The 7,004-nt window shown below is 37.8% G+C and carries 6 protein-coding genes and 1 rRNA gene; 6 read left to right on the top strand and 1 reads right to left on the bottom strand.

Annotation, left to right across the window (positions count from 1 at the left end):
* Positions 1–160: 160 nt before the first annotated feature.
* Positions 161–276, top strand: a 5S ribosomal RNA gene (gene rrf / locus PQ474_RS18565).
* Positions 277–749: 473 nt separating this feature from the next.
* On the opposite strand, the gene PQ474_RS18560 is transcribed toward rrf, so the two are convergent.
* A complete protein-coding gene (locus PQ474_RS18560) occupies positions 750–1,049 on the bottom strand; it encodes a hypothetical protein (protein WP_273846541.1) in 300 nt (99 codons plus the stop codon).
* Positions 1,050–1,369: 320 nt separating this feature from the next.
* Between PQ474_RS18560 and PQ474_RS18555 the strand changes: the two genes are divergently transcribed.
* From PQ474_RS18555 to clpC, 5 genes are all read left to right on the top strand, one after another.
* Positions 1,370–2,155, top strand: coding sequence for a VLRF1 family aeRF1-type release factor (locus PQ474_RS18555; protein ID WP_273846539.1), 786 nt, complete (start codon positions 1,370–1,372; stop codon positions 2,153–2,155).
* A 195-nt stretch (positions 2,156–2,350) separates the two neighbouring features.
* Positions 2,351–2,821 carry a CtsR family transcriptional regulator gene (locus PQ474_RS18550; protein WP_273846538.1) on the top strand — a complete coding sequence of 157 codons (471 nt, stop codon included), beginning with the start codon at positions 2,351–2,353 and terminating at the stop codon, positions 2,819–2,821.
* A gap of 15 nt (positions 2,822–2,836) precedes the next feature.
* On the top strand, positions 2,837–3,367 hold the full coding sequence (locus tag PQ474_RS18545) for a protein-arginine kinase activator protein McsA (RefSeq protein ID WP_273846536.1): 531 nt from the start codon (positions 2,837–2,839) through the stop codon (positions 3,365–3,367).
* A 3-nt stretch (positions 3,368–3,370) separates the two neighbouring features.
* A complete protein-coding gene (locus tag PQ474_RS18540; RefSeq protein ID WP_273846534.1) occupies positions 3,371–4,447 on the top strand; it encodes a protein-arginine kinase McsB in 1,077 nt (358 codons plus the stop codon).
* Between the two features lie 17 nt (positions 4,448–4,464).
* Complete coding sequence (gene clpC, locus PQ474_RS18535; protein WP_273846532.1) at positions 4,465–6,915, top strand: ATP-dependent protease ATP-binding subunit ClpC; 2,451 nt, start codon at positions 4,465–4,467, stop codon at positions 6,913–6,915.
* Positions 6,916–7,004 lie beyond the last annotated feature (89 nt).

Raw genomic sequence — 7,004 nt, 5'->3', positions numbered from 1 at the left:
GGTTGATAGGTCTGGTGTGGAAGCGTGGCGACACGTGGAGCTGACAGATACTAATCGGTCGAGGACTTATCCAATATTATTCTTGATAGTTTCTATTATGCATTATCTAGTTTTGAAGGAATCATTTCTTCAATGGTATTTTTACAAAAATACCTTATAGTCTGGTGGCGATAGCGAAGAGGTCACACCCGTTCCCATGCCGAACACGGTCGTTAAGCTCTTCTGCGCCGATGGTAGTTGGGGGCTTCCCCCTGTGAGAGTAGGACGTTGCCAGGCATCTAAAAAGCATTCCGTTATGGAATGCTTTTTTGTGCATGAAAATGAAAATAAAGGTTTTTATTTCTAAATAAACCATTAAATATAGCTTATTTACAACAGGGTTCCTTTTAAAAGGACCTCTTTTACCTCAGCTAAATTAGATATTACAAAGTAATTGCGAGTTTCGATTTGTATTCGTAAGTTTTAAAATATATTCGCAACCGGTAATTGATCCGCTAGTTTGCCTACTATAACCGCATTTAGCATACTAAAATCGTAACTTTAATGAGCAAATTCGTACGTTTGTTCTACTTGGTAAACGTCTTCAGTGTATTCTTCTTGCTTTAGAAATGCTTTAAATAGAACTCGACTGCAGAAACATAATCGAATGCGATTCATGCGACCTATCTACATAACAATCGCATAAAGTATTTAAGCCTAAGTAAACTTCACAAAAAGAAAAACAGCATTTCAAATCCAACAACAAAAAATTAACCAGATTTATTTAATCTGGTTTTTCCATGTACATATGTGATAAAAGTTTCTCTATGCATTTCTTGGTCGATTATTTTTCGAATATAGTATGGATCATGTAACAAACCATGTTCTTTATCTGATTCAACCCATTCTTTTACCTCTCTGTTTTCCAACAGCTTTTGGAACCATTCTTGTTTCATCAGTTCATTCCAATGTTCATCCCAATTAAGCCCTTTTTTTCTGAGAATGTATTTTTGTATAAGTTCAATAAAGAAGCCTACAGACAGAAGCATTAATAATAAAAGTAAGAGCATATAGCTTTCCCCCCATATAAGTATGACCATAAACACTAAATCCATTTTAGCTTATTAATACGCGACTGTCACAATAAATTCAACTACATTATACCTCTTAGTAATTAGCAACAAAACGTTTCTCATCTTCGTTCGCGGATAATATATATCTATATCATTATAGTTAAAAAGGAATAGATTAATAAGTTTAGCGCCTAGAAATTGCTTTGGGAAGAAAACCTTTGATCTTGAAGTAAATGAACGTTTATGTTTAATTCTTCTCCAAACAGGTTAAAGTCCCTTAGAAACACTAAATCATTTTCAAACTTAAGGAGGCTTATATGGCTTTAGCAAATGAACTCCAACAATTAAAGAAGCAGTATTGTGAAGAAGGTGTTTTGACCATTTACTTAAGCACGGATCAAACGAGCAATGATCAGAAAAAGGGAGAATGGAAAATTCGATTAAAAAATGGATTGAAAAGGTTAGAAGAATATATTCAAAAGAGTGATGAAAATCAATTAAGCATGTATAAAAAATTAAAGAAAAAAGCTACTGCTGAAATTGTGAAATTGCAGTTACAATTACCGAAAAGCATAGTTTTATTAGCATTTCCCAATGGTGATATAGTCTTGAAGAAGCTACAACTTCATGTTGAAAATAAATTCCATTGGGAGAAAGAACCCATCTTAGCGCAATTAGAAACCATTCAAAAAGAATATCCACAAGAAGGGATCATATTTATTCAAAAGGAAGGTGTATTTGTCATTGAGACGAGTCTAGGAGAAGTGAATAACGAGCTGGGTTATGATTTAGATTTAGAAAATGAGGATTGGAAGCAGTATGAAGGGGTAGCTGCAAGAGAAAGAATGGCCTCAAGTGCAAATCACCGAGATAAATATGATCAAAGACTAGAGGCAATTCAGCAAAGATGGTACAAACAGTTAGCGAATGAATTAGAAAAAAAAGCGAAAGACAAAGGTTGGCAACATATATATTTAGTAGGTGAACAGGAGTTAATTAGTGAATTTGAAAAACATATGACGTTTCGTAATAGATCAATCATTCATAAAAATTACACTAGATTTTCAGCAAAAGAAATTGTATCTCATGTATTAGCTTCTTAAAACAGTCTAAAGAGGTTGCCTTATCAATTGATCTGGACAACCTCTTTTTTTATATAGATATTTCTAATTAGTAGGTTAGTAACTAGAGAAGCGTGGTTATACTAGTTGAATGCATACATATTGCACTTTTAAAAGGAAGCGAATATAATATAGTCAAAGAAAGTCAAAGTCAAATGAGTGGAGGGAGGGCAAAGGTTGAAAAATATTTCCGACATCATTGAAGAATACTTAAAGTCAACCATTCAGAATAGGGGAGATGATCCTCTAGAGATTAAAAGAAGCGAAATAGCAAAAAAGTTTCAATGTGTACCTTCACAAATTAATTATGTCATTCAAACTAGATTTACCCTTGAAAAGGGCTACCAGGTTGAGAGTAAAAGGGGTGGGGGCGGTTATATTCGGATCATTAAAGTTAGCCCTCATGATCATCTCGATTTACTTGATCAAATGATTCAGATCGTTGGCAGAGGTATCGACCAGCTAACAGCTGAGAATATTATTATTCGTTTATTTGAAGAGAAGGCAATTACGAAAAGAGAAGCGAATATAATGATTAGTGTAATGGATCGTACATTATACAATGCAAACATTTCGCATCGTGATGAAGTAAGGAGCAATATATTAATTGCGATGCTAGAGACATTAAAATATAAAGAATTATCGTAGACGGGAGGAGTTTTGTTGATTTGTCAGGAATGTAATAAAAGGAAAGCTAGTTTACATTTTGCCAAAATCATAAATGGTGAAAAGACTGAATTCCATATTTGTGAACAATGCGCAAAGGAAAAAGGAGAATATTTTCCGGGGACGAATAGTTTCTCAATCCATCAACTTTTATCGGGCTTGCTAAACTTTGAACAGCCGATTCAAAAGGGACATGAACATACGCCAGTTTCTAAACTAGAATGTGAGAAGTGTGGGATGACCTATGAACAATTTACACAAGCAGGCCGATTTGGTTGTGCACATTGTTATAAAAGCTTTGAATCTAAATTAGAGCCTATTTTAAAGAGAGTGCATAGCGGCAATCACACACATGCTGGAAAACTTCCTGAACGAATCGGAGGCGGAATTCAGATTCAAAGACAAATTGACGCATTAAAACAGCAACTCAAGAGCTTGATTGAGCAAGAAGAATTTGAACAGGCAGCTGAGTTGCGAGATGAAATCCGTTTATTAGAAAAACAAAAGAACGAACAAAAGGAGGGCTAAACAATGTCACTCCAGCAGTTTATTTCTGAAGCATTAAGCCCGTGGATGAAAAAAGATGGCCCAGATTCGGATATTGTCCTAAGTTCTCGAATAAGATTAGCTAGAAACCTTAAAGAGTATAAGTTTCCTCTTTTAGCATCATTGGAAGAGTCATATGCAACGAGTAAGCATATCGGTGAAGCTTTAACACAGGAAGAGTTTGAATCCATTGGACCGTTAGAATGGTTACCTATCGATGATATGAAAACAAACGAAAAGCGTGTCCTTGTCGAAAAACATTTAATTAGTCCTCATCTAGCTGACCAGTCTAAGCATGGAGCGGTTTTACTTGATAAAGATGAGGCTGTTAGCATCATGTTAAATGAAGAGGATCATATCCGAATTCAATGTCTTTTACCAGGCTTTCAATTAGGAAAAGGTTTAGAAAAAGCGCTACAAATTGATGATTGGATTGAACAACGATTAACCTATGCTTTTGATGAGAAGAGAGGTTACCTAACAAGTTGTCCAACAAATGTTGGCACAGGTTTAAGAGCTTCGGTGATGATGCACTTACCGGCACTTGCAATGACTCAGCAATTGAACCGAATTTTACCAGCAATTAATCAATTGGGATTAGTTGTTAGAGGAATTTACGGGGAAGGTAGCGAAGCTTTAGGTAACTTGTTTCAAATCTCTAATCAACTTACGTTAGGAAAATCGGAGGAGGACATTGTTGAAGATTTACGAGGGGTCGTTTTACAACTCATTCAACAAGAGAGAGCAGCAAGAGAAAATTTACTCGATCAATCGAGATTGCAATTAGAAGATCGCGTTCATCGCTCTTTCGGTATTTTGGCACACAGTCGCTTAATGGAATCGAAGGAGGCGACACAGCGTCTCTCGAATGTCAGACTTGGGATAGACTTAGGGTTGATTAAAGGTCTTTCAGGAAACATCTTAAATGAACTAATGATTTTAACGCAACCAGGTTTTCTTCAGCAATATGCCGGGGAAGTGTTATCGCCTGAGTTGCGGGATGAAAGAAGAGCAACACTTATTAGGGAACGATTAATGTTAGAGGAAGAAACCAACGAATAACTTGGAGGTGGACGTTTATGATGTTTGGACGTTTTACAGAGAGAGCACAGAAGGTATTAGCATTAGCGCAAGAGGAAGCAGTCAGACTTGGTCACAATAATATTGGAACAGAGCATATTCTACTTGGCCTTATTAGAGAAGGAGAGGGAATTGCAGCAAAAGCCCTTCAAGCACTTGGTCTTGGTTCTGAGAAAATCCAAAAAGAAGTGGAAACACTAATTGGTAAAGGATCAGAAGGCTCTAAAACGATTCATTATACTCCTAGAGCTAAGAAAGTGATTGAGCTTTCAATGGATGAAGCACGTAAATTAGGTCACTCCTATGTGGGAACAGAACATATTCTTCTCGGTTTAATCCGTGAAGGTGAAGGCGTCGCAGCGCGTGTACTTAACAATCTTGGTGTGAGTCTAAACAAGGCGCGTCAGCAAGTATTACAACTATTAGGGAGTAATGAGGTAGGTAGTTCTTCTAGTCAAAGTGCGGGTTCTAGCAATGCCAACACACCAACACTTGATAGCTTAGCGCGTGATTTAACTGCTGTAGCAAGAGAAGAATCACTTGATCCTGTTATCGGGCGTAGCAAGGAGATCGAGCGAGTTATTCAAGTACTAAGTCGACGTACGAAAAACAATCCAGTCTTAATTGGTGAACCGGGTGTAGGTAAAACAGCTATAGCAGAAGGGCTAGCTCAAGCTATTATTGCGAATGAAGTTCCAGAGACGCTTCGTAATAAGCGAGTAATGACACTAGATATGGGAACGGTTGTAGCCGGAACGAAATATCGTGGTGAGTTTGAGGATCGCTTGAAGAAAGTCATGGATGAGATTCGTCAAGCAGGAAACGTCATCCTATTTATTGATGAGCTTCATACCCTAATCGGTGCTGGTGGAGCAGAAGGTGCGATCGATGCTTCTAATATCTTAAAGCCATCACTTGCTCGTGGAGAGTTGCAATGTATCGGTGCTACAACGCTAGATGAATATCGTAAATATATTGAAAAAGATGCTGCACTAGAGCGTCGATTCCAACCAATACAAGTAAATGAACCAACTCTAGAAGAATCCGTTCAAATTTTAAAAGGGCTCCGTGACCGCTATGAGGCTCATCACCGTGTAACAATTACGGATGACGCCATTGAAGGAGCCGTTAAACTATCTGATCGTTATATTTCTGATCGATTCCTTCCGGATAAAGCGATTGATCTTATCGATGAAGCCGGTTCAAAAGTACGTTTAAAGTCTTATACAGCTCCACCAAACTTAAAAGAGCTAGAACAACGCCTTGATGAAACAAGAAAAGAAAAAGATGCAGCCGTACAAAGTCAAGAGTTTGAAAAAGCTGCTTCATTACGTGATTCGGAGCAACGTTTACGTGAAGAATTAGAAGAAATGAAGAACGAGTGGAAGCAAAAACAAGGCCAAGAAGACACAGAGGTAACGGTAGAAGATATCGCTCAAGTTGTAGCAAGTTGGACTGGAATTCCAGTATCGAAACTAGCTGAGGAAGAAACAGATCGTCTATTAAAAATGGAGGAAATTCTTCACGAGCGTGTGGTTGGTCAAGAAGAAGCAGTTAAGTCGATTTCTAAAGCCGTTCGCCGTGCACGTGCAGGCTTGAAAGACCCGAAACGTCCGATTGGTTCATTTATTTTCTTAGGTCCAACAGGGGTTGGTAAAACGGAACTTGCAAGAGCTGTCGCTGAAACACTATTTGGCGACGAAGACTCCATTATTCGAATTGATATGTCCGAGTACATGGAAAAGCATACAACGAGCCGACTAGTTGGTTCACCTCCGGGATACGTTGGTCATGAGGACGGTGGTCAGTTAACTGAAAAGGTACGTCGCAAGCCATACTCCGTCATTTTACTTGATGAAATTGAAAAAGCGCATCCTGAAGTATTTAATATCTTACTTCAAGTGCTTGAAGATGGTCGCTTAACAGATTCTAAAGGAAGAACTGTAGACTTCCGTAACACGGCTATTATCATGACATCGAATGTAGGTGCGAGTACGTTAAAAAGTAATAAATTCTTAGGATTTGCTACAGAAGGTGAAGATCAAGAATACAAAGATATGAAAGGGAAAGTGATGGAAGAATTAAAACGTAGCTTCCGTCCAGAATTCCTTAACCGTATCGACGAGTTAATTGTATTCCACTCCTTAGAGAAGAAGCACATTCGTGAAATTATTACATTACTAGCAGATCAATTGAAAACTCGTTTATTTGAGCAAGGAATCGATTTAGAATTAACAGAAGCAGCCAAAGATAAAATTACTGACTTAGGCTATGACCCTGAATACGGAGCACGTCCATTACGTCGTGCCCTACAAAAACAAGTCGAAGACCGCTTGTCAGAAGAATTACTAAAAGGAACAATCATAAAAGGACAAAAAGCCATTATCGACGTCAAAGACGATGAACTATTTGTCCAAACAGTAGAAACAAAAGAGAACTTACAGGTGTAAGAGATGAAGTCAAAAAGGTCGAACTTTACCTTTTTGACTTCATCGATGCATTGAGCGTAGCCGCTGCCATGTTTTAAGCTTTTTAGGAG

The sequence above is a fragment of the Halalkalibacter alkalisediminis genome (assembly GCF_028610705.1).
GTDB lineage: Bacteria > Bacillota > Bacilli > Bacillales > Bacillaceae_D > Halalkalibacter > Halalkalibacter alkalisediminis.
This window is presented reverse-complemented; position numbering and strand designations above follow the sequence as displayed.